The 23,986-nt window shown below is 49.3% G+C and carries 22 protein-coding genes and 1 tRNA gene; 6 read left to right on the top strand and 17 right to left on the bottom strand.

Annotated elements, in window-relative coordinates; genetic code table 11:
- Positions 1–5: 5 nt before the first annotated feature.
- From ABKA16_RS01925 to ABKA16_RS01900, 6 genes are all read right to left on the bottom strand, one after another.
- Entirely contained in the window at positions 6–1,205 is a 1,200-nt protein-coding gene (locus ABKA16_RS01925) for a DUF4368 domain-containing protein (protein ID WP_434156725.1), read from the bottom strand.
- Complete coding sequence (locus ABKA16_RS01920; protein WP_434156698.1) at positions 1,123–1,845, bottom strand: recombinase family protein; 723 nt, start codon at positions 1,843–1,845, stop codon at positions 1,123–1,125. The genes ABKA16_RS01925 and ABKA16_RS01920 overlap by 83 nt, the downstream gene beginning before the upstream one ends.
- Before the next feature lie 66 nt (positions 1,846–1,911).
- Positions 1,912–2,160, bottom strand: coding sequence for a hypothetical protein (locus ABKA16_RS01915; RefSeq protein WP_380999387.1), 249 nt, complete (start codon positions 2,158–2,160; stop codon positions 1,912–1,914).
- A 73-nt stretch (positions 2,161–2,233) separates the two neighbouring features.
- A complete protein-coding gene (locus ABKA16_RS01910) occupies positions 2,234–3,445 on the bottom strand; it encodes a hydroxymethylglutaryl-CoA synthase (RefSeq protein WP_380999388.1) in 1,212 nt (403 codons plus the stop codon).
- Positions 3,445–5,196, bottom strand: a complete 1,752-nt coding sequence (locus ABKA16_RS01905) for a hydroxymethylglutaryl-CoA reductase (protein WP_380999389.1) — start codon at positions 5,194–5,196, stop codon at positions 3,445–3,447. The genes ABKA16_RS01910 and ABKA16_RS01905 overlap by 1 nt, the downstream gene beginning before the upstream one ends.
- Positions 5,196–6,575: a thiolase family protein gene (locus ABKA16_RS01900; RefSeq protein ID WP_380999390.1), complete on the bottom strand. Its 1,380-nt coding sequence runs from the start codon at positions 6,573–6,575 to the stop codon at positions 5,196–5,198. Before ABKA16_RS01900 ends, ABKA16_RS01905 begins: the two co-directional genes overlap by 1 nt.
- A 208-nt stretch (positions 6,576–6,783) precedes the next feature.
- Between ABKA16_RS01900 and ABKA16_RS01895 the strand changes: the two genes are divergently transcribed.
- Complete coding sequence (locus ABKA16_RS01895) at positions 6,784–7,836, top strand: aldo/keto reductase (protein WP_380999391.1); 1,053 nt, start codon at positions 6,784–6,786, stop codon at positions 7,834–7,836.
- Positions 7,837–7,856: 20 nt separating this feature from the next.
- Here the strand turns inward: ABKA16_RS01895 and ABKA16_RS01890 are convergent, their stop codons facing one another.
- The 5 genes from ABKA16_RS01890 to ABKA16_RS01870 form a co-directional block, all read right to left on the bottom strand.
- A complete protein-coding gene (locus ABKA16_RS01890) occupies positions 7,857–9,167 on the bottom strand; it encodes an NAD(P)H-dependent oxidoreductase (protein WP_380999393.1) in 1,311 nt (436 codons plus the stop codon).
- 115 nt (positions 9,168–9,282) lie between these two features.
- Positions 9,283–9,951, bottom strand: coding sequence for an NADPH-dependent FMN reductase (locus ABKA16_RS01885; protein WP_380999395.1), 669 nt, complete (start codon positions 9,949–9,951; stop codon positions 9,283–9,285).
- A gap of 102 nt (positions 9,952–10,053) precedes the next feature.
- Positions 10,054–11,049, bottom strand: a complete 996-nt coding sequence (locus ABKA16_RS01880; protein ID WP_380999397.1) for an FAD:protein FMN transferase — start codon at positions 11,047–11,049, stop codon at positions 10,054–10,056.
- A 30-nt stretch (positions 11,050–11,079) separates the two neighbouring features.
- Positions 11,080–11,211 (bottom strand): hypothetical protein, encoded by a 132-nt coding sequence (locus ABKA16_RS01875; protein ID WP_380999398.1) that lies wholly within the window; start codon positions 11,209–11,211, stop codon positions 11,080–11,082.
- 891 nt (positions 11,212–12,102) lie between these two features.
- Positions 12,103–14,349, bottom strand: coding sequence for a hypothetical protein (locus ABKA16_RS01870; RefSeq protein ID WP_380999400.1), 2,247 nt, complete (start codon positions 14,347–14,349; stop codon positions 12,103–12,105).
- An 813-nt stretch (positions 14,350–15,162) separates the two neighbouring features.
- On the opposite strand from ABKA16_RS01870, the gene ABKA16_RS01865 reads away from it, so the two are divergent.
- A complete protein-coding gene (locus ABKA16_RS01865) occupies positions 15,163–16,284 on the top strand; it encodes a GmrSD restriction endonuclease domain-containing protein (protein ID WP_380999401.1) in 1,122 nt (373 codons plus the stop codon).
- A gap of 244 nt (positions 16,285–16,528) precedes the next feature.
- On the opposite strand, the gene ABKA16_RS01860 is transcribed toward ABKA16_RS01865, so the two are convergent.
- Positions 16,529–17,359 carry an alpha/beta fold hydrolase gene (locus ABKA16_RS01860; RefSeq protein WP_434156697.1) on the bottom strand — a complete coding sequence of 277 codons (831 nt, stop codon included), beginning with the start codon at positions 17,357–17,359 and terminating at the stop codon, positions 16,529–16,531.
- Between the two features lie 211 nt (positions 17,360–17,570).
- Between ABKA16_RS01860 and serS the strand changes: the two genes are divergently transcribed.
- The 3 genes from serS (at position 17,571) to ABKA16_RS01845 (ending at position 20,617) form a co-directional block, all read left to right on the top strand.
- On the top strand, positions 17,571–18,857 hold the full coding sequence (serS, locus tag ABKA16_RS01855; RefSeq protein WP_380999405.1) for a serine--tRNA ligase: 1,287 nt from the start codon (positions 17,571–17,573) through the stop codon (positions 18,855–18,857).
- Between the two features lie 114 nt (positions 18,858–18,971).
- Positions 18,972–19,054: transfer RNA gene (locus tag ABKA16_RS01850), tRNA-Ser, on the top strand.
- Positions 19,055–19,258: 204 nt separating this feature from the next.
- Positions 19,259–20,617, top strand: coding sequence for a tyrosine-type recombinase/integrase (locus tag ABKA16_RS01845; RefSeq protein WP_380999407.1), 1,359 nt, complete (start codon positions 19,259–19,261; stop codon positions 20,615–20,617).
- Here the strand turns inward: ABKA16_RS01845 and ABKA16_RS01840 are convergent.
- Positions 20,606–20,950 (bottom strand): hypothetical protein, encoded by a 345-nt coding sequence (locus tag ABKA16_RS01840; RefSeq protein WP_380999409.1) that lies wholly within the window; start codon positions 20,948–20,950, stop codon positions 20,606–20,608. The two genes, ABKA16_RS01845 and ABKA16_RS01840, sit on opposite strands and share 12 nt — an antisense overlap.
- 11 nt (positions 20,951–20,961) lie before the next feature.
- Positions 20,962–21,324, bottom strand: coding sequence for an ImmA/IrrE family metallo-endopeptidase (locus ABKA16_RS01835; protein ID WP_434156696.1), 363 nt, complete (start codon positions 21,322–21,324; stop codon positions 20,962–20,964).
- A 198-nt stretch (positions 21,325–21,522) separates the two neighbouring features.
- Between ABKA16_RS01835 and ABKA16_RS01830 the strand changes: the two genes are divergently transcribed.
- On the top strand, positions 21,523–22,029 hold the full coding sequence (locus ABKA16_RS01830) for a DUF4236 domain-containing protein (RefSeq protein WP_380999412.1): 507 nt from the start codon (positions 21,523–21,525) through the stop codon (positions 22,027–22,029).
- A 1,027-nt stretch (positions 22,030–23,056) separates the two neighbouring features.
- Here ABKA16_RS01830 and ABKA16_RS01825 read toward each other — a convergent pair.
- The 3 genes from ABKA16_RS01825 to ABKA16_RS01815 all read right to left on the bottom strand — a co-directional run bounded on the left by ABKA16_RS01825 (position 23,057) and on the right by ABKA16_RS01815 (position 23,969).
- The gene (locus tag ABKA16_RS01825) at positions 23,057–23,302 is read right to left on the bottom strand and encodes a hypothetical protein (RefSeq protein ID WP_380999413.1); all 246 of its coding nucleotides are present in this window, start codon (positions 23,300–23,302) and stop codon (positions 23,057–23,059) included.
- 150 nt (positions 23,303–23,452) lie between these two features.
- A complete protein-coding gene (locus tag ABKA16_RS01820) occupies positions 23,453–23,701 on the bottom strand; it encodes a hypothetical protein (RefSeq protein ID WP_380999415.1) in 249 nt (82 codons plus the stop codon).
- Between the two features lie 10 nt (positions 23,702–23,711).
- The gene (locus ABKA16_RS01815) at positions 23,712–23,969 is read right to left on the bottom strand and encodes a hypothetical protein (RefSeq protein WP_380999416.1); all 258 of its coding nucleotides are present in this window, start codon (positions 23,967–23,969) and stop codon (positions 23,712–23,714) included.
- Between the last annotated feature and the right edge of the window lie 17 nt (positions 23,970–23,986).

Genomic DNA, 23,986 nt, shown 5'->3' with positions numbered 1-23,986 from the left:
TCGTATTAGGTCATTGCTTGTAGTTTCTTTTTTGCTCTGTATTCTCTTGCTTTTAATTTTTCATACTCTCGGCACTTTTCAAGATTTTTGGCTCTGTATTTTTTAGAATACTCTCTATGATAGGCTCGTGATTTTTCTTTCTTTGCTTCTTCTATTTCTTCCCTCATCTGTAGCATTTCCTGTTCTGTCGGCTCTATCTGTTTTGTAAGTTCATTTTCAAATTTTCCGATATAATTAAAATAAACCTCTATTCTTTGAACAACATATTTTGCTCTTTTTACATCTCTTTCATGGACTACGATTTTACTGATAAACTCATTGATAATGGTAGGAGTAAGTTCTTCAAAGTTGGAATAGCTTTCTGCAAGTCTGATAAATCTCTTTGCCCTTTGGTTTGCATTTTCACATTCAGATAAGCGTTCTTTGATTTCTTCTTTTTCTGCTTTTAAGGTGTAATATTCTTCTGCATACTTTCTTGATAACTGTTCATAGCGTTCTGTATCCATATTTCCAAGTGCATTATCTTCATAGAGCTTATTCATCACTCTTTCTATCTGTTCCATTCGGTCTGTGATTTGTGGCATACGCTTTTGGTTCTTCTTGACTTCTTCGGTTTGCTCTTTATACAGACTATCTTTCACGAGTTTTTCAAACTCTACTTTATTTTCTAAAGAATACTGTGCTATCTTTCGTAATACTTCGGCGATATTTTCCATAACCTCATCAACATCAATACGATGTGGGGAGTTACATTTGGGGTGCTTTGCTTTCCCTTTGGCATATTCACTGCAATAGGTTACATTCTGTACTCTTCCATTTTTGTGTATGGTGCGAATGTGCATTTTTGTTCCGCAATCTTTACAGTACATCAAGCCTGAAAGTGCGTGAATTTCTCCATCTCCATTTGGTCTTTTTACAGGTGCATTTTTTAACATACGCTCTACATTTTCAAAGGTAATTCTATCTATAATCGGCTCATGAACATTTTCTGTTATTTGCCATTTGCTTTTATCTACATAGTAGTTTCTCTTATCCCTGTAATGCTTTTCGGTCTTGAAATTGACTACATCGCCACAATACTCTTGTCTTTTCAGTATGCGTGTGAGGGTTGCTTTGTTCCAGTTATATCTGTTTTCTTCGTTTAGGGGTCTGCTTTTGGCTGTTCCTCTGTCTTGCTGTTTCATATAAAAGGTTGGGGTTAGTATCTCTTTTTCTTTCAGATAAACAGCTATCTGATTTCTGTTTTTCCCCCTCCATAAATAACCTAAAAATGAGTTTTACAACTTCGGCAGCTTCTTTATCGACTATCCAATAATCTTTGTTCTCAGGGTCTTTTATATAGCCGTATGGGGCTTCTGTTGCGACAGGCTTTCCGTTTGCTCCTTTGGTCTTAATTCCTGTCTTTACTTTCTTGCTGATGTCTCTTGCATACCACTCTGACATGATGTTGATAAAGGGAGCAAATTCCAATGTGTTTTGGTCAATGCTGTCTATTCCGTTATTGATAGCGATAAAGCGTACATTGTTTCTTCTAAATATCTCCATCGCATTTCCTACTTGGAGATAATCTCTTCCCCATCTTGTCATATCTTTCATGATGACAATTCCGATTTTACCTTGTTCTACATCGTTTATCATTTGTGTGTAAGCGGATCGGTCAAAGAACCTACCGCTTTCGTCATCGTCGATATAGTGGCGAATGTTTATCAGCTTTTTTTCTCTTGCATACCTTTCTAAAAAGGCTTTTTGATTTACAATACTATTACTCTCGCCACCGTCTCTATCTTCATCACCAACTGAAAGGCGGGAGTATAGTGCTGTGATTTTATTGTGATATTCTATCATGGCATTATCCTCCTTTTCTCGTGTCTATATATCACTCCTGTTCAGTTAATATTATGCAACCCAACCTTAAAGAAATTCTTTACCGCCATGTCTGGCCCTCTCTTCCTGAACGGTGCGCAATAAAATCCCAATTAGTGTATGTGCTATCTTAAAGTGTTTTTGGACAGCATCATACGCTTTGCCCTGCAGCCCTTTATCGGCAAGGTCCATTGACAGCTGAGACGCCTGTTTCTGTGCAAGTTCTATCTCAGTTTTAACTTTTGCAGCTTTATCATTAAGATCACTGATAAGCCGGTCCCTGTATACTCGCGCCATAATCTTCCTCTTAACAGCTCAGTAGCCGAATACTTACAGGCTACCACTGCGATTGGGGAGAAACGCCGTATACTTATTGCCTTCCATAAATCCGTTCCTGATCCTTGACCTCTTTCAGGATAAAAGGGTTCCGAGGATCAGCATGCTTTATGTCCGCTGTGGAGTCTTCACTGCTGTACGGGATTTGGTTTGCAAATATTTGTTCATATTCATTAATATCCAACTTATGCCGCTGGTCCAGAAGCTTTTTATTATGCCGGGCATGCAGCCTGGCCTCAAACCCCGGCTGCAGGATCCCTGTGAACAGTTCCCCGACAGCCCCGGAACCATACGAAAAGAAACCGATCCTGTCTCCCGGATCCAACGACTGGTCGTTATCCAGCAAAGAGAGAAGGCCCAGATAAAGCGATCCTGAATATATATTTCCAACTCGGCGCGAATATACGATGCTGCTGTGATACCTCTGCTCCAGCTGCTCACGGGCTTCGCTGCCAACCGTACCGAGGATGGAGGAGAACGCCTTCATACCCATCTTTGTATAGGGCAGATGGAAGCACATGGCGGCAAAATCATCAAGCGTCAGGCCGGTCTCCGCACTGAAACGATCCCATACCTTACGGAAAAAACCTATATACTGTTCCGTAGAATACCTGCCGCGGGCAATTGCGGAACCTGCATAGACCGGCCTCCAGAAATCGCTGATACTATGCGAATAAGCTGTAGTATACGGTTCCACCGCAAGTATATGCGGATCCTCAGAAACGACCATGGCAACCGCCCCTGCCCCCTGGGTCACCTCACCGGGCGTTCCAAGCCCATACCGGGCGATATCCGATGCTATCACAAGTGCGCGTTTCCCCGGATGGGTACGCACATAGTCGCACGCAGACATCAGGCCTGCGGTGCCGCCAAAACAGGCTTCTTTGATCTCAATACAGCGGCACCAGGGGGACAATCCTATAAGGCCATGGATAAATAACGCTGAAGCCTTGCTCGCATCAACACCTGATTCCGTGCCAACGATAACAAGCCCGATATCATCCGGCTGTGATTGCCGGGGCGGCTGTGAGGAACGGTACTGCGCAGAATAGTACAGGGCTTTCACAGCTGACGCCGCACCCATCGTCACTATATCCTGATTAGAGGGTGCGACCGCCTGTTCATCCTGCCCTATCCCGATACTGTACTTATCAGGATCCACACCGCGTACCTCAGCAAGCTCCCTGAGGTCAATATAAAAACCGGGCGTATAGAACCCGATCGAATCAATGCCTACGGATGCCATTAGTGGGTACCGCCCTTCTCAGGTTTCTCAGATTCCTCAGGCCTTCTGCTGCCGCGGATATCTGCCAGTATTTCTGCCGCAGCTTCAAGATTTTTATCACGCCCCTGAAGAATGCGGCTTACCTGTTCGATCTCACTCCCCTGCGCGCCTGCAGCCATAGCGAGTGCATTCGCATGCAACGCCATATGGCCCTGCTGAATACCCGGCCCGACAAGGGCACGCAAAGCCGCAAGGTTCTGTACCAGGCCCAGGGAAGCAAGGACACACTGGAACTCCTGCACGGATGGATAGCCGCCGATTTTTTTAGCCAGACGTGCCATCGGAAGGGCGCCGGCGGCACCGCCGATAATGCCGACCTGCAGCGGGATACGGATCTCGCCGCACAAATTGCCCCTGCTGTTCAGAACCCATTCGCTCAAAGGCATATAACGCCCTGTCCTCGCAGCGAATGCGTGGGCGCCAGCCTCAACTGCGCGCGTATCATTACCGGAAGCAAGCACGGCGGATGAAATGCCGTTCATGATCCCCTTATTGTGGGTCACCGCACGGTCAGCGTCAATCCGGGCAAGCGCAGACAGCTCCGCAATGCGCCGGGCAATAAGCTCACCGCCGCATGACCGGGTTGCCAGCGTATGCGGCTGTACTTCTACGCGCGCAGTTGCGGCCGAAGCTGCGGCCACGTTATTGCTGAGTATTGCGGTGAGTGCCCTGCAGCCCGTCCAGCCTTCCGCTGCAGCGGCAACAACTTCGCATATTGTATTCACAATATTGGCGCCCATCGCATCGCACGGGTCAATAATCAGGGAAAGCTTAACAAATCCCTCCGGCCCGCAGCTATTGCGATCATACGGCTTGCAGCTATTGCAATCACTCGGCCTGCAGCCGCTGCCCGGCCTGCTGCCATTCAGGCTGCCATCCGGATCCTCTCTGCCCGCTAAGCCTTCTCTGCCGGCCGATTCCCCTTCCTTAGGCATTGGGCTGCTGCTGCCCGCCGGTACACCACCGCCAAGTATCTCAACCTTATGGCTGAGCAGGCCTCCTCCGTATCCGACTATCGAAGGGTGGGCAGCATTGGCCACAGTACGGATATCATCACTATGTGTTTCAAGTATGCGGGCGATCCGCGCAGCCTCAATGCCGCCGCGAGCATCACCGGCAGCCCCGCAGCTATTGGCGCCGCTGCCGGCATAACCCTCACCAGCGTCAATAACGCCAGCATCACCGGAACTGCTGCCGCAGCTGAAAATTATCTCTCCTGTTACGCAATGTGAACCGGCCTGCGCCGCTACTCCCCCATTCGCACGGGCGATCCGCGCCCCGTTGCTGGCCGCAGCAACTACGGACGGTTCCTCCGTCACTACAGGCACCTGGTATATTTTGCCGTTAACTTCAAGGTTCCGGACTATACCCATCGGAAGGGCAAACTGCCCTATCTGGTTTTCTATAAGGTTCCGGGCGGCATCAGCATCCAGCCCTGTAAATCCGGCAATCTCCCGCATATCTTCCGCAGTAATGACGCCTTCCTGCATCAGAACCTGCAGGCGGCCCTGAGAGGATAACCGGTAGAATTTAGATCCGCGCATCTCACGCAACTCACGTACTGCGCACCCGCTGCCCGTCTCGCCATCCCCGTGCACCTCACGTACTTCGCGCTCCTCGGATCCTCCACGAAACACCAGCTCCCTGCGCTCCCTGCGCACAGCCTGTTCCCCGTGCTGTGCCTGATTATCCGGCTGTTCCTGCCTGCACATCAGCGGTCTGTCCCGTCAGCCATCTGGACCTGCATTGCCACACCGATACCGCCGCCGACACATAAAGCGGCAACACCTGTCGCCTTTTTACGCGCGCGCAGCGCATACAGCAGAGTCACCAGGATACGCGCCCCGGATGCGCCCAAAGGATGCCCCAGGGCAATAGCCCCTCCGTTAACATTCAGCTTATTTTCAGGGATCTCCAGCTGATCCATGACTGCAATACTCTGTGACGCGAATGCTTCATTTATTTCAAACAGGTCGATATCCTCAATAGCTGAATGCGTATTACGGAGCATCCTTTCAATCACGCGCTTAGGCGCATAACCCATAAAATCAGGGTCGATACCGCCTTCCGCGTAGCCTGATATCTCAGCCAGATAACTGATGCCGCGCTCTATGGCAAGGTCTTTGCGCATAAGCACCAGCGCGGCGGCACCGTCATTGATGCCGCTGGCATTGCCGGCAGTTACCGTACCCCGGTCCTGTACAGTATCAGTGGGACCTGCAGTATCAGTATTCTGCGCTGTACCCGCGTTATCCGGAAAACCAGAATCCCCACGTCCATGCTCCCTACGTCCGGGCTCACCGCGTCCATTCTTGCCATGCCCGAGTTCACCGCAGCCGGAACCGCCGCATCCTGCTGCCGCACAGTCAGGCTTCACGAAAACCGTCCGCAGGCGACCAAGCTTCTCCATATCAGTATCATCACGCGGGCCGTCATCCTTGTCAACAAGAATGCTGTGATCGCCGGCATGTCCGGCGGGAACAGGGACAGGGGCTATCTCTTTATCAAAAGCGCCGCTGAGCTGGGCATTCACAGCTTTGATGTGGGACCCCAGAGCAAATTCATCCTGCTGCCGGCGTGTTATCCCGAAAGTTTTCGCTACATTCTCAGCAGTCATCCCCATAGGCTGGCCTGTGAAAGCATCAGAAAGCCCATCCCGGAATATCCCGTCAACGAACTCCACACTCCCATATTTATGCCCGGACCGCATATCCGGGGCATAGTAAGGGGTATTGCTCATGCTTTCCGTACCGCCGACAAGGACGGTATCGGCATCGCCCAGCAGGATCGCAGCCTGCCCCATACGCACAGCTTTAAGCCCTGACCCGCATACTTCATTCACCGTCATAGCAGTGCTGGAAGTGTCCATACCGGCACGCAGCGCAATCTGCCGTGCTATATTCTGCCCATTATTCGCCTGGAGCACATTGCCGAAAATCGACTGTCCAATATCAGAGGCGCTGATCCCCGAACGCCGGATCGCTGCCTTTGCCGCTATCGTGCCCAGTTCCACAGCCGTGACCGATGATAACGATCCGTTAAGGGTACCGATCGGCGTGCGCGCGGCACTGACAATCACAACTTCAGCCATACTTCACCTAAAAACTGTCACAGGTCAAAATCCATAATACTTGATACGGGATATCAAGTTTATCTGGATTTATATAATACTCTCAGCCATTTAATTTTTCAGCACAATAGTTTTACGCTGCAGGCAGGTACATCCTTACGGCAGTATAATAAGGACATATCTGATACCAGGACGGTATCAGCACCGGCAGCCATCTAAAGGAGCACACATGGACCTGACCCCACGCTATAACGCAGACGATAACCGCTATGATGGCCGCATGCTTTACTCCCGCTGCGGGAAGACCGGGCTGAAAATGCCGCAGGTCTCTCTTGGTTTATGGCATAATTTCGGTGATATCTCTGATTTTGCTGTTATGCGTCAGATGTGCCGGACGGCATTTGATGCAGGGATCACCCAGTTTGACCTTGCCAATAATTACGGTCCGGAGTACGGGGCGGCCGAACGCAATTTCGGGAAGATCATGGCAATGGACCTTAAACCTTACCGTGACGAGATGCTGGTCACTACAAAGGCCGGTTTTGATATGTGGCCGGGACCGTATGGCGACTGCGGGTCACGCAAATACCTGCTGGCAAGCCTTGACCAGTCCCTCAGCCGTTTAGGCCTGGACTACGTTGATATCTTTTACAGCCACCGTATGGATCCCGATACTCCCCTTGAGGAAACGATGGGCGCACTCGCGCAGGCTGTCAGCTCAGGCAAAGCACTATATGCAGGCATATCCAATTACGATGCTGCACATACCAGGGAGGCAGCAGCACTGCTGCAGAGGATGCACACGCCGTTCGTCATCAACCAGGTGAGGTATAACATTTTCGACAGGCATATCGAGAATGACGGCACTGAAGAAGATATCCGCCGAGGCGGGCTCAAGGCTGCGGCACAGGAAGCAGGGATCGGCCTGGCTGTGTATTCCCCGCTGGCGCAGGGGCTGCTTACCGAGCGCTATCTGGATGGTATCCCTGCTGATAGCCGGGCAGGTCATGATCCGAGGTTCCTGCATGAAAGCGATATCCGGCTGCGCCATAGCCAGATACTCCAGCTTAATGATATAGCGCGCAGTCGCGGGCAGAGCCTGGCGCAGATGGCATTGTCATGGGTGCTGCGAGATGGACCGGAGGGCCCCGTGAGCACGGTGATCATTGGCGCGTCCAGGTCGTCACAGATACTTGACTGTGCCAAGGCAGTTTCACAGACGGCTTTCAGCGATGATGAACTGGCAGCGATAGACAGAATAGCGCCAAAATCTGCCAGTTAGGCATCAGTCTGGATACTTAATCAACTGACAGATGCACTGCTTCCCGCATCAGCACTGCCGTCAGCACCGCTGATAACTCCGCTTCCAGGTTCGCTGCCAGCAGCAGAAGATACATCAGATACAGAAGCCGATGATACCGCTTCCGCACTGCTATCCTGTGTACCGGGACCGCTTACAGAAGCACTTGACGCAGCATCAGCTTTACCGGCGTTCCCATCCGGGACCAGCTTCTGCCCTGTCCTCTTTATATACGCTTCGACAACAGGCCACACGTCAAGCACCCATTCGTTGACACCGCGGTAACGCCCGTCAGTATCATGCATCGCTTTATAATAATGCATTATATACTTAGAATTTACCTTATTCCCGGGTACAGGCATCGATACCAGGTCTGTTTTGCCTGTACGGAGTGCATGGATCACACGTTTGACTCCGGGGATGGCACGCTCCGGATGCACAACGGACATAGGGTCGCCCGCCTGCTCCGGTTCGCGCGGGGCAAGCATTTTATCCGACGGCAGGTTATGGTTATAGTAGATGAACTGATTATTATCGTCAGCGTACGTCAGCTCCATCGGCATAGTGTTGAGGAACCAGTTAAGCTGGTCAACGGTAAGGATACCTCTGTCAAGAACAACGTAATCGCTGCCGCGTGCAGCGCCGGTCTTCTCAGCCGCCTGCTCTACCCAGTCATCAGCAGTCATATCAATATCTTCAACTGTCGTATCAATTGCCGAGCTTGCAGTAAGGTCCTCATCATCAGCCTCACTGCGTGCGTCACCGCTCATAGCCCTCATGACCTTCACCCAGGTAACAAATTTCTGCATAACGCTTGTCAGGAATGCGACGGTGCCTTCATCTTTCAGATTGCCGTTCTCATTAAAAGCAGTAAGGGCATTGCCAAGCAGGAATTCATCGCTGGGCATCACAACAGCATTCACCCCAGGGGATTCGAGTATCTGGCGGACATCCAGCTGCGCGCGCGAAGACCCCTGATCCGTCCATGAAGCGCCAACAAGAAGGACCGGCTTGCCCTCAAACGGATGTATCTTATATGACATCCATTCAATAATGCTTTTAAGCGCAGCAGTCGTAGTGTGGTCATGCTCGGGGGTCGCGATAATAACGCCGTCGGAATTGCTGATCTTTGCTGCCAGATACTGGATTATCTCGCTGTCCGTCTGATCATCGGACTCATTGAACATGGGTACCTGCGAAATATCAAGGATATCAATGTCAGCCATGTTCCTGAACCGGTTTGCCATGAACATCAGCAGTTTCGTATTATACGAACCCTTATCTATGGATCCGCTGATCGCCGCAAATTTCATATAAACTCCTTTGTGTAATCCAGATATCCTGGGATACCTGCTTTCTCTTATTTTTCCCTTATTTCTTATTTCCAAAACTTATTACGCCAGGTACACGACACTTCGCATATGGACCCTATGCTGCATCCTCCGCAGAAGATCCGTGTTGTGCAGAACGCCATTCATCATAGACCGGTGAATCCGGGGATGAAACATACGCATACCGTTTTATATCTTCCTGCTCATACTGCCGCGGCGAAACACCGCCTGCAGCAGAAGCAAACTCTATAAAAGAATCAACCATAGAATCCAGCTTGGCCGCCAGTTTTCCATCCTTAAGCTGGCCGTTATCATCAAAAGCCTGCAGCGAATGGTCAACCAGGAATTCCGAACTTGGCAGGACAAAAGCATGAAGCTCAGGGGCATCCAGCATACGGCGCAGATGCAGCTGCGCGCGCGAAGTCCCAAGGGTGCCGAAAGAAGCCCCCACTATAAGGACCGGCTTGTTATAAAACGGATGGATGCCGTAAGACAGCCATTCCAGCGCATTCATAAGCACAGCAGGGACTGAATGGTCATACTCCGGCGTTGAAATAATAACGCCGTCACTGCTGGAGATCGCCTGCGCCAGATCCAGGACACACTGAGGGACCTCCGGTTCCGGCACCTTTGAATACACAGGGAGCCCTGATATATCAAGTACCTCTATATCAGCTTTATACGAGTACCGGCTCCGGATAAACTCAATTAACATGCGGTTCGTAGAGCCGATCTTATTCGTTCCCGCAATCGCAACAAACTTCAAACTATACCTCCGTAAACGCCGTTGTATGGTACCGCACCAGGGTACTGTACACTGATATCACACTGCGATTCTACTAAAGACCTCTGGAAATGCGGGCGGCTGTTATCGCTGCCCATATCTTTTGACCGTGCCATACCGGTCAACGGTAATAACTGAGATCCCGCTCAGCTCATCGGCAATACGCCTTATCACGCTCGCGGAAGCACCGAAAAGGACGGTAGTCCACAGTTCGCAGGTCACAGAGCGCCCGGCCAGCACGGTTATTGATGCCATATCAGACGTGACGGGATATCCCGTAACAGGGCTGATAATATGGTGATACGTTCTGCCTCCCGCTGCGAGTTTCCTCTGGTAAATGCCCGAAGTCACTGCAGACCCGTCCGCAACGTGTACAATACGGCAATAATTGCCGAGGCTTCCGGCCGGATCCTGGATGCCGATATTCCATGCCCTGCCTTCCGGGTTCTTCCCGACTGTAATAATATTCCCGCCAAAATCCAGCAGTGCAGATGATACGCCGCATCCCCTCAGCCTGTCGGCAATAATATCCCCTATATACCCTTTTGCCAGAGACCCCAAGTCGATCTCCATGCCTTCATGCGCAAGGAAAACAGTATGCCGGGCATCATCCAGGATGATATCGGAAGGGTCCGTGAGGCTCAGGCGTTCCCTGACAGCACGGCCATCCGGCACGGCGGCGTCGGAGAACCCGATATGCCATAGCTTCACTACCGGCCCTATTGCAATATTGAGATTGCTTCCGGGGATCCTGCTATACGTTTTCCCCAGGGAGATAAGGCTGTAAAGTTCAGGCTGCACTTCAACAGCTGCGCGGCCGGCATTCTTATTGACGCGCATAAGGTCTGAGCTGCCGCTGTTTGCGCTGAACATGTGCTCATAGTGGCGGATCATCCGTTCAGAACCATCAAGGAGTTCATCTGCGCGATCCTGGGTTTCAGCCGCTATCTGCATACGGACAGTTGTCCCCATTGCGCGGAAAGCCCGGGACCGGACAGACGCGAGCCCAGCGGGGCCAGAGGATCCCGCTGGATCCGTTGCATCCGATAACCGGACTGGATGCGATGGACCTATACCCATAACCGTTAACTGTACTATATGTGATAAAGGTTATCCAAATATTGAGCTGTTCATTCCCTTATCTTCATCAGCATTGTGTGCTGCATTATCCGTATCCGGGACCACAACAAACTCTTCCGGCCTAGTAAGGCCGCTGTATATCTGCTCACTGAACTGCTTCATTGATGCCTTCTCCCCGGCAATAATCATAACTGGGCATGGGACAACATCTTCGATTCCTGCTGAACCATCCGGTTCGCATAAATACCGAGATACCGGGGCCCTGCTCCTTCACACCGCTGCAGGAAGAGCCGATCACAATAGCCGGATTCTCCTGCCTATCCATACCCGTAAGCGTATACAGGCCGGCCGCAATAGTTATGCCAAAACAGTTCTTATAGAAAACGCGATCCCTTTCCACATCGCTGCTCAAATTATATATTGCTCATTCGCCATATATGTCCTTTGATCAGTAATGTACACTTCTTTTATTTAATCTATATTTATCGGCTACCTGCAAAACCTTTCGGCATGAACCCTCAACAGACAGTAATACCCATTAAGATCCCTATCCAGGGCTCCCAATGGGTACCACTAATAATAGTATAAACAACCCTGCTGACTGAACGGGCATTCCAAGGGAATAAACGAATCGTTTCTGTAAAAACATAAATAAGTGCTTACAGAAATTCACCCTTCGGTCGGGACGGCTCAATATCTGACATGGATATCATAGGTTCGTAAGAGAAAACAAAGGTTGATCCTGTACACAGATAGCTATCTTTTACGGTTATTTATCCCTAACTATCTATCTCTGGTGGTAAAACGCGCAGATACAAAATCCATCCTGGTGGTTTTCCACATTTTTTATTTTTGTATCTGCGTGTTTTACCACCATCGTCAAGTCTTATTACGTTCTGCAGATATACAAGATATACAAAAGCGCCCCATCATCCAAAGACGACAGGGCACTTTTCATATTCTGCTAGTTTCGGCCTTCAGTAGATTGCATGGGACTTACAGGTACAAACCTGGCCGTCAAATCCCCGCTGAATCTGCCTTACCACAGTTCCCTTACTGCAATGGGCTGCGCCTCCTGCCTGTAAGGGTTATACCAGCACCGGCAAGCGCTGTAGCTGCAAACACAAGAGCCATAATCCCGGAACCTGTCCGTGCAAGCCGGCCATCCTGTTTCTTACTGGAAGGGGTTGCAGGGGTATTCTTCTTAGGTTCTGGCTTAGGCTGCGGCCGCGGCTTTACCTCCGGCCTGTATTTCACCGTAAAATTGATACCTTCCGGAGCCGCTGCATCAGCCTCATCTGGCTGCTGCACACCGGTCCACTCGAATGCGAACGGGATAGTGCGTCCAGAAAGTGTAGCCCTGGCGCTGAAGGCGCCCGATACAGTACCCCTGATCGTGTAATTCGTATTCTCCTTGGAACCCTTGGCGAATCTTACTCCAGGCACATTGACGTACAGGGTATCCTGGAGCTGTTTGATGGTGTCGCTGAGCTGCCTGTAATTCACTATTTTAGATTTGAGCGAGAAGTGCACAGTTACAGTGCGCCCCTTGTAGAATGTCTGTGCAGGGTCCTGGCTGATTTCAAACCCGGGGGCACCCTCAAGAGTGATCTTGGAGATATCCGTATCACTATACTCCATGCCTTCAGGAAGGGTAAGCGTAGCGGTGAAACCATAATCTACATTGCTCAGGCCGATCTTTTCAAAACCGCCGGAAGCCTGGCCGTACTTTTCTTCGATTTCTTTCATCTGCTTCTTTACAATGTCGCGCACATGCAATGCGCCGGACATGGTCAGGACAGACTTCCTGCTGGAAGCGGTATAAACTTCATCATGTTCAGTAACACGGGTTTTGCCGGTTTCTGCACCGAGCAGATCAGATGGGAGGTCCATAGGGACAGCCTTCACATAATTCACAGTCAGGGCAAGTGCGTTCGGCTTTACGGAATCAGCCTCATCCGGCTTCTGCGCTGCAGTATACGAGTATGCAAACTCGTGTGTGACGCCGTTCTGCGTAGCGGAAGCGCTGAACTTGCCGCCCGCAGCACCTTCAATAGTGTAGTCAGTATCCGGTTTTGCACCATCAGTGAAGGTGATGCCGCCAACCGTAACGGACAGATCTTTATCAAGGCTATCAATAAGGCTCTTGAGCTGGGCGAAATCCGTTATGCCTTCCGGATTTTTCAAACCGATAGTGATATTTACCGTCTTGCCGTCTGCAGACACAGTACTGCTCTTTACCTCAAACCCGGGGGCACCCTCAAGCGCGGCTGCAACGCGGGACTGGGCATCTGCCGTGGTGAATTTGAGCTCTTGAGGGAGGGTGAGCTTAGCATCGAAACTAAACTTCACCTTGCTGAGCGCAATATCCGAGAAGAGCTCAGGAGTTTCATTGTACTTTTTGATAACCTCGCCCATCTGGCCTTTAACCAGGTCATTGACGTGCAGCGTACCGGTCACTGAGAATACGGACTTCTTGCTTTGTGCTGAGAGCACGTAGTTATGCGCAGTGTCACGGGCAGAACCGTCTACGCTGCCGAGAAGATCGGCAGTCAGGTCTGTAGTAGTTTCGCCTTCCGGAAGCGGAGCAGGCTTCGACGGGCAGCCTGCCCGGGTGAAATCAGCAGCTTCAACCTTCATAGGCGAAGCTTCATCTACACCTACATGGGTCTTGACGCTGAAGAAACTCCTGCCCGTCCAAAAATCAAGCTTGCCCGAACCGGTGATGTACTGCTTTTCAGATGTAGCGGAAGTAGAATGGTAGCGAATGTTGACGCTTACCGTTTTTGCACCCGCGTCCTCCTTAGCCTTGTCAGCAGCATAATTGCGTTTGATAGTAGGCCAGTCTTCATTCATCTGGAGTGCAAAAGTATAAGAGTTCCCATTCTGTACAGGGGCTTTAACGTTCTTCTTGATCAGATTAGACGTGACTGACACATCCGTACTGTCAACTACTACGTTGCTGGGGAACGTAAGCGTATAGTAAATGTAAGCATCAGTAGTTTTAGTTTCGTCCCAGGGGAATCCCATCGATGGAAACTTGTCAGAAAAATCTGACATAGCAGTAGCCAGCGGGATATCAGCTTTCAATGTACCGCTGTATGGCTGCGCAGACGATTTATCCTGGCTGCACTCAGCCTTGGCATCTGTGCTGAAATACTTGGCGAGCTTAACTTCCGGTTTGCCCGTTCCTTCATTTTCTGCGTGTGCTACCTGCGGAGCAGTCGCCGCTGTCATACCCGCAAAAAGCATCGCAGCAACAACAAGTATGCTGCCAAATATCTTACTTTTAGTTTTCATTTTTTGTTTTCCTCTCAAAAAACAACCCTTTTCTGTTTTGCCTATAATAAGATTATTTTTTACTATACAGACAATATGTTTATTATATGCTGACTATAGGAACCCGCAGCGTTGCCGATTCCGCCGGCGTGTTGCTGGGAGCCTTGTATCTGAGCGGTTCAGCGCGATCCTGAGTTAAGGGAACCTCAGATCAAGGGCAGTATTTGTTTCTATTTCTAATGCTTCTATTTTTTATAGACAAAGCTGAGATCGGCCTTCAGATACTGCATCGCGCGTTCTCCGCGGTTCTCCTCCAATAATCCAATAATAAAGATTACGAATAAACCATGTATCACAAGAACCTCCGTGTGTGAATAACGCTTACCCAGGTTCCCACTATGCCCCTCTGATAAGCGTTACTGACCAGATGCATATCCAAGCACCAGCTTAAGGCACTCTTAATTGCCCATTAATACACGTTTCTGCGCTCATATTCTGCCCTCATATGTAATAAAAGAGATCCGGTAAAAGTCCCCATACGGGACGATCACTGGATCTTATTTGTCATTATAGCACACAGGGGAAAGGAAACTAACCTCTAATACATGTCCTCTGTATATCCCTTAATACATTCTTACCTTGATTCCTGGTGGTAAAACACGCAAAAATAAAATGTGGAAAACCGCCGAAAGTAACTTTGTATCTGCGTGTTTTACCACCAACAGCTGCATAAGAGTATCCAGGATAACTACGAATCGCCGTTATACCTTTATTTTCAGCAACAAGCACTATACTTTAAGCGTCCACTTATTGGTGAGAACAAAGGGAATCAGAATGATAAAACAAACTGAAAAAAATAATACAAAAATTAAAAACTCGCGCCCTATGGGAAAATACATCGGTATTTTTACCGCTCTGTGCTTAAGCACCGCACTTATTGCGTCCGGATGCTCAGAAAGCTCGTCATCATCGGCAACGTCTTCCGGCTCCCCGGCCAGCACTCAGTCTGCTACTGCCAGTACCCCTGAAACAACAGATGAGAACGCTACGGATGCCCTTGCAAAGCTTGCGGTCAAAGGTCGCGCGCCCAAGACCGGATATTCACGCGACCAGTTCTCCCACGGCTGGGAGGACGTTGACCATAATGGATGCGATACCAGAAATGATATTCTCAACAGGGATCTGACCAATAAAACTTACCGCAAAGGCACGCATGATTGTGTCGTCCTTACCGGTACGCTGAACGACCCCTATACCGGGACAACGATAGATTTCCAGCGCGGGAACGATACAAGCACTAAAGTGCAGATCGACCATGTCGTAGCCCTTTCTGATGCCTGGCAGACCGGTGCGCAGCAGCTTACCGAAGACCAGCGCAAAAACTTCGCGAATGATCCCTATAATCTTCTGGCTGTACAGGGCGAGGCCAATACTCAGAAATCAGACGGGGATGCTGCCACATGGCTGCCCGGAAACAAAAGCTACCGCTGCCAGTACGTGGCACGCCAGATCGGCGTAAAGTACAAGTACAACCTATGGGTAACACAGGCTGAGAAAGATGCGATGTCACAGGTGCTGGAGACCTGCCCTGCACAGAAGATGCCCAAGGACCCCGGTACTGTATCAGATTCCGTCCCGTATACGCAGCAGAGCACACAGGAGGAAAGCACCCCATCTCAGGAGAACCCGGATACTTCCAATCCTGAAAATAATAATTCGTCCGAGGCCCCTTCCTCACCTGCAGCCCCTGCTCCGGCACCGGCACCTTCAGCCCCGGCTGCACCGAGGAAGCGCACACAGCGGCGTACCGCACCTTCTGCTCCGCAGCGGTCGAACGTTTACTATAGGAACTGTGCAGCAGCAAGGGCAGCAGGGGCAGCGCCGCTATACAGAGGCCAGCCCGGATACCGTCCGCAACTTGACCGCGATGGAGACGGCATCGCGTGCGAGAAGTAACCCACTGTAGCCATCAGTCCCGCCTGTCGGCAGCAGCTGCATCCATTGGATCGTGCTGCTGCCAGCGGGATTTGGCAACCTTCCCTGTTACTGTACGCAAGCCGCGGCTGACAGATGACATTGACCTGCTCGGCGAGGCAATAGCAGTGCTCCGATGAAGCTTATCCAATATGTAGGCCTACCGGCATCATATATGTATATATGCAGATGCTATATAAATCCTCACAGCACAGGATTTACTTTTTTAAAACTCCAAAATCCTGTAATTGAAATCTTTTGCTTCTATATAGGCGGCATGGCCGAGATCCTTGTACTCATAATACTCAGCATCAGCAATCCCTTCTTTCAATGCCCTGGCACCGCTGACTCCCAGCACTTTATCCCCTGCGGCACCAATAACTAAAACAGGGCATGTGATCTGACGCAGCTTATCAGTGCAGTTAAAGTTTTCAATAGCCTTAGCCTGGATAATAAAACGCGGAAGATCAGCATTGCGGCTAAGCATGCTCATCAGGCCGGCTAATATCTTCAGCCATATTTTATAGCGGCGCACATAACGTTCGGAGTAAGCTCTGTCCAAAGAATCGTAAGCCAGCGGATACAAAGCATTGCGTTCCGCCAACCTGATCCATTTGTCCATCGTACTTTTGCTGGTCTCAGTATTCCTGCCTAAAGTTACCGCTAAAACCAGCCTGCTGACCATCTCAGGACGCTCAACAGTTAAAACCTGTGCAATCATACCGCCCTGTGAAACCCCGACTATATCTGCCTTACGGACACCTAACTGGCATAACGCCTGATAAATATCCTGAGCCATTTGTCTGATAGTATAGTTATCCGGCAATTTTTCTTTGCGCTCAAACAGCAGCACTTTATATTCTTTCCCAAATTGCCGATAAAAATACGACATCTGCTGCGCCTTGCCTTTGATACCCTGCAAACTTAAACCGGCAATCAGCACAAGCCATCTGCTCCCCTTCCCGAATGTTATGTAATCCATTGTACTGCCGCTGATCAGTAATGTTTTATTTTTAGCGTTATACATAGTCCCGCACCGCCCTTTCCCCATTGCCATTGTGCTTATTTGATAATCTGCGTCGCACAGTAACGGACCATCGGGGATATTCTAGCACGTACAGATACCGCCAATTTAAAGGATAGAGTTCTGTTTCGAAACTTCTCAATGCAGCCTACTTCTGCACAACAGCAGCCGGAACCGCACTCCCCCCCCTCCCCGTCCGCTTTACATCGGCTTCACGTCTGCAATAACGGCTATCCTTTAAACCATGCTTGATATTCAATTTGTCCGTGAAAACCCTGACGTGGTAAAGGAATCCCAGCGCAAGCGCGGGGAGTCCGTGGAGCTGGTCGATGACGTGCTCCGGTACGATAAGATCCGGCGCGATTCCCTGTCTGATTATGAAAATACCCGTGCCGAACAGAAACGCATCGGCAAAACGGTAGCTGCTGCATCCGCCGAAGAACGGCCTGCCATTATTGCCAGGACTAAAGAGCTTGCCGGAAAAGTCTCAGAATATAAAGAAGCTGCGGATAAGGCAACGGAAGAATACACTGCAGCTATGTGGAAACTGTCCAATATAGTTGAGCCGGAAGCCCCTGAAGGCGGGGAAGATGATTATATAGTCGTTAAAAAGGTTGGGGATCTGCGTGATTTCAAGGCAGAAGGCTTTGAGCCGAAAAACCATCTGGAGCTTGGTGAAGGTGTTGCCGGGATAGATATGAAACGCGGAGTGAAAGTTTCCGGGTCGCGTTTCTACTTCCTGCGCGGGGTTATAGCTCGGCTTGAGCTCGCCATGCTGACTATGGGCATCGATCAGGCGGAAAAGCACGGTTTCATCATGGCGACTGCCCCTACCCTCGTGCGCCCGGAGATCATGGCCGGCACAGGCTTCCTGAACTCGCATGCCGATGAGATATACAGGCTGCGGGAACCTGATGACCAGTATCTTGTAGGCACATCGGAAGTTGCACTCGCCGGGATGCATGAAGATGAGATCCTTGATCTGAGCAATGGCCCGCTGCGGTATGCCGGCTGGTCAAGCTGCTACCGCCGCGAAGCAGGGTCGGCAGGCAAAGACACAATGGGCATTATCCGCGTACACCAGTTCAACAAAGTAGAGATGTTCGTATACTGCAGGCAGGAAGATTCCCGTGCTGAGCACCAGCATCTGCTGGAGATGGAACAGGAGATGCTGGCGAAAGTAGAGGTCCCGTACCGCATCATCGACACGGCTGCGGGCGATCTGGGAGCCTCTGCTGCCAGGAAGTTCGACTGTGAGGCATGGGTGCCGACACAGGGACGCTACCGTGAGCTTACCAGCACATCAAACTGCACCGAATACCAGGCACGCCGCCTGAATATCCGCGAGCGTATGGAAGAAGGCGGCACCCGTGCCGTTGCCACGCTGAATGGGACGCTGGCAACAACACGCTGGCTGGTAGCTATCCTGGAGAACCATCAGCAGAAAGACGGCTCTGTCGAGATCCCTGAAGCCCTACGGCCATATATGGGCGGAAAAGAAGCTATTGAACCGACGGCATGGGAGTCATAAACGGTTTCAGGCCTCCAGCGTGTTGCGCCTATTTTCTGACCAATACGTGCAGTATTATTAAAGCCTGTGCATCGGGAATGGACGAAAGAGCCTCCTGATGCACATGAAAACAGAGGACAGGTGTCCGAGCGGTCGAAGGAAACGGTCTTGAAAACCGTCGAACGAAAGTTCCGTGGGTTCGAATCCCACCCTGTCCGCCCCAGCCCTCACAGTACATCTGCTGTGAGGGCTTATTTTATGCCAAAAACCCTTAGAATAAGCCCCCTTACATAAGGCTTCTCCCCCTACGCTCTTATAATATGAATCCAGCAGAATCGAGCTGAATAAGGCTGGATATAACCCCCAAAAAGACACCCAAAAATAAGCCTCGCTATTTTGGGGGACATTTTAAAAGGAGTATTATGACGCGGCGTAAGTTCGGTAGTATAGAGAAGCACACCACTGCGGGATTAATTTATTGGCGTGCAAGCTACCCCACTCCTGATGAGTATATGGCTGTTCAAAAGCGTATCCGTAAAATTTTCCCTTACACTGCAGAAGGAAAGAGGCAGGCAGAAAATTGGTTAGATACTGCCCATTTCCAGATCCTTGCCGGCTCATGGCAGCCGCCCACGCAAAGGAAGGCACGTAATAAGGTTAAACATATCACATTTGATACTTACTGGCCTGACTGGGTAGAAAACAGGCATAAAGCTGATGGGAGCCGAATCAAAGAAAGCAGCAGAAACAAGCATTTAACCACGATACGCTGCCACTTGTCTCCCTATTTTGGGCGCATGCCTTTAACCGATATCACACCTCGTGACGTCCAGGACTGGTATGATGCGCAGCCTGTTACAGCGGACGGCAGGGGTATCCACGCCCGATATAGGGCGTATACTATCCTGCACGCAATCATGGAGACGGCAGCTACCAGCCCGATAGACGCACAAGGAGACACAGTAATCCCTCAAAACCCGTGCCATTTAAAGCTGCAGAAACCGGGGACGAAGCATCATGCGGTTATTGCTGAGATAAGTGATTTAGATAAGCTGGCTGCGGGATTGCCGGAGTCTTTGCAGCTTACTGTGTATATTGCTGGGCTGGTTGGTTTGCGTATCGGTGAAGTGTGTGCGTTGCAGAGGCAGGATATTGATTTGAATACACACATTATCCAGATAAACTATAATATGGTTGAAGTGTACAGGAACGGCCATAGACATGTTGAACTGTCTACCCCTAAGACTTCTACAAGTAAGCGTATTGCGGTATTTCCTGAGGCCTTAACAGGCCTTTTAGAGGCACATTTAAGCAGGTTTGTCAACCCAGAGCCAGATGCACAACTGTTTACCAACCCCCATGGAAGCCTGCTGGCCCCGCAATCATTGAAAAACGCGTGGAATAAAGCCAAAACACGTGCAGGAATGGAAAATATGTGGTTTCACGACTTGAGGAAAACCGCGTTAACACGCATGGTAGAAGCCGGAGCTACCGTGGGTGAGGTTATGGCACAAGCCGGACACGCCAGCATCGATGTAGCATCAAAATATCAAAAACAATCCCAATCACATCAACATAGAGTGATGCAGAACTTGGATAATCTGATAGCCAGTGAACACAAAAAGCCTCAAAAAACTGTAAAAGAACCAGAAAACAATGACAGTGAGGTAGATCCATTAATAAGGTTACTGAAAGCCTTGCCGGCTGATAGGCAGGAGCAGGTTATAGCAGCCCTACCTGCTGACAAGCAGGTTACCGTACTCTCCCAGCTACTCACCTGATCCTCGCATTTTCGATTTATTGATTTCCTGCTTGCATCTGATGGCTGCAAACATGAACAAGCCTGTGATAGCAGCAGAAACAAGAAATGCCCCTAACCCGATTCCATCAAAATGCTGAATCATCTTTATCAAGCCCACTATAGTGACAAGACTGAAAAATACTCCCGCAAGGATAAAAACCCACATAAGTATTGTTAGGATAACAAATTTAATATTCACATGATGACGTGGCATGGTATGCTTTGTAGACTGCTGTGGATCTTCTGCAGGTGCAGACTGTGTGACAGGCATAGTAGTATCCTCATTTCTCTTGTAGGTTGTACTGGTGATCATAAGTGTTCCTTTTATGAATGATTCCAGACAGTATCTATGATAATCTGCCTGTAGTCATTGAGGACTTGTTGTGTCACATCTAGATATGCAGCCATTGCGAAAAGATTACCTTCGTACATGTTTTCGGCTGTTATATAGTCCAGCGGGTCGATGAGCTGTATGGCTGTCTGTTTACAGGCTCTATGCTCCGTTTTAGGGTCCCTGCCAGTATCATGATGTGTAGCATGGTTGAGCTCGTGAGCGAGAGTGCACCGTTTTTGCCGGCTATTCAAACCGGTAGAGAGAATTATGGTACGAGTTTTCTCATCGTATAGCCCGCTTGTCGTGCCTGGTAAGGGTAGGTCAATAATAGTGATGTGCTGCTGTTCTGCCATACGGTAAAGGTCTGGTAATTGTGTGCTCACCTTGTCCTCCTTCACATGTGTGAGGTAAGCATTTCAGGATATTTCCCCTTATAGACAGATGCAAATGTGAAACTCTGCAGCAGACACTGTTGAAAACCAGTATCTGGACGAGTCGGAACAGTTTATCATTGCATAGTGGCAGAATGAGAGTGAAAGGACAGTTGTAAGATGAAAAGCAGATACCATAAAACTATTAAAATAGCCGGGCTCCGAGTCAATATCGGTAAAAAAGGCATAACATCAGTCAGTAAGAAAATAGGGCCAGTCACTTTCAACAGTAAAGGCAAAATCACTACCCATGTGGCCCCAGGATTGTCTTTCACCGAAGATCTGAACAAGACCAGACAGCCGGCAAGAGCCCCGCAAACACCTCCAATCGCCCCGCAAGGCCAATACCCGATACCGCCCAGGAAGCAGAGGGCGAAATGGATTAAAAACCGTGAGCAGGCAGAAAAAACACGTAAATACACGCTTCCCACCATGATAGCCTGTTTCATACTGTTTGTTATCTGTGGTACTTTCTACCACGGGACTGAAGACAGTCTTGCTTTCCTGGGCGGCCTGGGTATTATCGGCGCTATCGTATGCCTGGTCATGTTTATCCAGGCTGGACACTGGCTCGACGACCACCAGAACACAGAAAACAATACGATAACCCTAGTAGAACCACAGTAAATTTCTTCCTTTCGTATACAATTATCCCCCACATCTACAGATGCGGGGGATAATTCTTTATTACCAGGATCCGGCTACCGGGAAGTCTTCAACAGATAAACCTCACTCACCTTGTATCCTTGTTTTGTGGCCGGGCTTATCCTGCCCTCATGTGCCCAGCTGCGTATTGTACTGGCTGTCACTCTAAAACCCCATTCAGACAGTAGTTTAGACAGGTCTGTAGCGTTAAGCCGTTTCTCACTGTGCAGGATACTATCATTCCTGGTTTTTTCTAACACTGTACGAGTCCAGGTACTGCCGCATTTGGGGCATTTCCCTTCTTTCTGTCCGGATAACAGTCTTACTGTCCCCCTGCATGCTGGGTTAAGGCAATTGTATGCTTGGCCTTGCGGGGTGGAAAGTTTTTCCTGGCATTCCCGGGCCAGACGGGACAGGAGCCCACTATACGCGGCTGTCATAGGGTTATCCGATAACAGGTCTGATGCCAGGAGCATACTACAGGTCTGTTTTACGCCTCCGGCGGGCTTAATGCCTACCATGTGCGCGAACTCGTACACGGTATCTTTTATCTCTTTTACTAGGTCCATGATATCCATGCGCACGAGAGGATTGGATACTGTACTGTTTTTGCTGGTGTGTGGCCCTGTGGGCGTGTATGTACTGTTGTTAATGCTAATAATGTATGTGAGGATATGGTAGTCCTCCCGGATTACGGATAGGGCTTTTACCGTGCTTGCCAGACAGTACGGGCAATGGTCACCTGTTTTATAGGCTTTTCTGCAGTATGGGCAGGTTTGAAATACGCTACTCATTGTCTACACCTTCCGATGCTCCTGCTTCCAACATTTTACCAAGCTTACAATGCAGCCAGACGGCCGAATCATAGTCTAGATCAACATAATTATGTTTTATCCCATTGCGGGGCCCTATTTCCGTGTACTCTATATAAGCTTTATCCAAGTGATCTAAGCTTACGCACACGCTTAAATGTGATTCACGTCTAGTAGCTAGAATAGGGACAAAATGTTTACTCGTACTCATTTAGTACCTCCGGAGGGATAGCTTTAAGGGCTTTTTTTAACTGTTTTCGCAGCCATTTAGCGGTTTCCCAATCTATTGATATAGCTGTTTTCTCATAATCGTGGAAATCGCCGGCATTAACATATTGTGTTATTTTAAGCAGCGTCGCGCCTCTTTCAGAAGTTAAGATGTAGCTGATTTGCGGGTGAGGCTCATACTCCTCATGCATAACCGTAAAAATCTTATTACTCATTACCGGTCCTTCTCGAGAATATACCTCGGCTCCGATAGGTCAGCGCCGGTAACACTTTCAGTGATGATGGCTTTACTAGTGTCTGCCTTAACTTCTAAGAAGCTGCAAGAATTTCTATCGTAGTGTGATATATGTTTCCGCATATTACCTCTACTCCTTTCCTTCAGTAAGTTTAGCTGCCCATTTATCAAAAAGGTCCTGCATCAGCTTAGTATCCACGTCTATTTGTGCGATGAACATGATATGAGCCGGATTAGTATTATTACCAAACTCACAGTCAACCCCATTCAGGGTACTCCATGCTGATATTTCAGGGTCGATAAGCTCATGTAATTGCTTGTAGAACTGGTCATATTCCGGATCACAGTAGTTAAGTTTACTGGTGTCTAAAGTTTTCATAGTTTATCTCCTATTCTTCTTTTCCTGCATCATATTCAGTTTTCCACTTATTAATAAGCTCCTCAGCTCTATTTCTATTAACAAATGTGGCAATGTTGAATACTATTAAGCTGCTGCTTGAATCAAATGCTGTAGGGCTAATCTGTATACTGGCATCTACCATGCCGTGAGGAGGTATTCCTTCACACAGGAAGCGTATAACGTCCTGTACTGCAGCATCATCTAATACTGCTTTCATAATATTTTTCCTTTCACTAGTTTTTCTCATATTTTTATAAGAGGATT

Source organism: Scardovia wiggsiae, from assembly GCF_051045985.1.
GTDB lineage: Bacteria > Actinomycetota > Actinomycetes > Actinomycetales > Bifidobacteriaceae > Scardovia > Scardovia wiggsiae.
This window is presented reverse-complemented; position numbering and strand designations above follow the sequence as displayed.

Bases quoted from the DNA above. Each gene is read 5' to 3' on its own strand.
- ABKA16_RS01920 (WP_434156698.1), bottom strand. From the start codon at position 1,845: ATGATAGAATATCACAATAAAATCACAGCACTATACTCCCGCCTTTCA.
- ABKA16_RS01915 (WP_380999387.1), bottom strand. From the start codon at position 2,160: ATGGCGCGAGTATACAGGGACCGGCTTATCAGTGATCTTAATGATAAA.
- ABKA16_RS01910 (WP_380999388.1), bottom strand. From the start codon at position 3,445: ATGGCATCCGTAGGCATTGATTCGATCGGGTTCTATACGCCCGGTTTT.
- ABKA16_RS01905 (WP_380999389.1), bottom strand. From the start codon at position 5,196: ATGTGCAGGCAGGAACAGCCGGATAATCAGGCACAGCACGGGGAACAG.
- ABKA16_RS01900 (WP_380999390.1), bottom strand. From the start codon at position 6,575: ATGGCTGAAGTTGTGATTGTCAGTGCCGCGCGCACGCCGATCGGTACC.
- ABKA16_RS01895 (WP_380999391.1), top strand. From the start codon at position 6,784: ATGGACCTGACCCCACGCTATAACGCAGACGATAACCGCTATGATGGC.
- ABKA16_RS01890 (WP_380999393.1), bottom strand. From the start codon at position 9,167: ATGAAATTTGCGGCGATCAGCGGATCCATAGATAAGGGTTCGTATAAT.
- ABKA16_RS01880 (WP_380999397.1), bottom strand. From the start codon at position 11,049: ATGGGTATAGGTCCATCGCATCCAGTCCGGTTATCGGATGCAACGGAT.
- ABKA16_RS01875 (WP_380999398.1), bottom strand. From the start codon at position 11,211: ATGAAGCAGTTCAGTGAGCAGATATACAGCGGCCTTACTAGGCCGGAA.
- ABKA16_RS01870 (WP_380999400.1), bottom strand. From the start codon at position 14,349: ATGAAAACTAAAAGTAAGATATTTGGCAGCATACTTGTTGTTGCTGCG.
- ABKA16_RS01865 (WP_380999401.1), top strand. From the start codon at position 15,163: ATGATAAAACAAACTGAAAAAAATAATACAAAAATTAAAAACTCGCGC.
- ABKA16_RS01860 (WP_434156697.1), bottom strand. From the start codon at position 17,359: ATGGCAATGGGGAAAGGGCGGTGCGGGACTATGTATAACGCTAAAAAT.
- serS (WP_380999405.1), top strand. From the start codon at position 17,571: ATGCTTGATATTCAATTTGTCCGTGAAAACCCTGACGTGGTAAAGGAA.
- ABKA16_RS01845 (WP_380999407.1), top strand. From the start codon at position 19,259: ATGACGCGGCGTAAGTTCGGTAGTATAGAGAAGCACACCACTGCGGGA.
- ABKA16_RS01840 (WP_380999409.1), bottom strand. From the start codon at position 20,950: ATGATCACCAGTACAACCTACAAGAGAAATGAGGATACTACTATGCCT.
- ABKA16_RS01835 (WP_434156696.1), bottom strand. From the start codon at position 21,324: ATGGCAGAACAGCAGCACATCACTATTATTGACCTACCCTTACCAGGC.
- ABKA16_RS01830 (WP_380999412.1), top strand. From the start codon at position 21,523: ATGAAAAGCAGATACCATAAAACTATTAAAATAGCCGGGCTCCGAGTC.
- ABKA16_RS01825 (WP_380999413.1), bottom strand. From the start codon at position 23,302: ATGAGTAATAAGATTTTTACGGTTATGCATGAGGAGTATGAGCCTCAC.
- ABKA16_RS01820 (WP_380999415.1), bottom strand. From the start codon at position 23,701: ATGAAAACTTTAGACACCAGTAAACTTAACTACTGTGATCCGGAATAT.
- ABKA16_RS01815 (WP_380999416.1), bottom strand. From the start codon at position 23,969: ATGAGAAAAACTAGTGAAAGGAAAAATATTATGAAAGCAGTATTAGAT.